The sequence below is a fragment of the Frateuria defendens genome, from assembly GCF_001182895.1.
Taxonomy (GTDB): Bacteria; Pseudomonadota; Gammaproteobacteria; order Xanthomonadales; family Rhodanobacteraceae; genus Frateuria_B; species Frateuria_B defendens.
Genome location: NZ_LFQR01000324.1, coordinates 1 through 351 on the forward strand (window position 1 = coordinate 1; position 351 = coordinate 351).

Consider the following 351-nt stretch of genomic DNA (forward strand, 5'->3'; position numbering starts at 1 on the left):
CAGTCAGATGTTATCGCGCGTTTTTCAGGTGGTAATAATGCAGGCCATACCATTCAATTTGGCGGAGAAACATATAAATTACATTTAGTACCATCTGGTATCTTTTACAAAGACAAATTAGCGGTAATCGGTAACGGAGTCGTTGTTGATCCAGTTGCACTATTGAAAGAATTAGACGGATTAAATGAACGTGGCATTCCTACAAGTAATTTACGTATATCTAATCGTGCGCAAGTGATTTTACCATATCACTTAGCACAAGATGAATATGAAGAACGTTTACGTGGTGACAATAAGATTGGTACAACTAAAAAAGGTATCGGTCCAGCATATGTAGACAAAGTTCAACGT

General features: G+C 37.3%; 1 protein-coding gene. It reads left to right on the top strand.

Annotated features, from left to right (window positions below):
* Positions 1 to 351 (top strand): adenylosuccinate synthetase (locus tag ACH65_RS19435; RefSeq protein ID WP_202594244.1); only part of this gene is annotated, 351 nt, incomplete at both ends.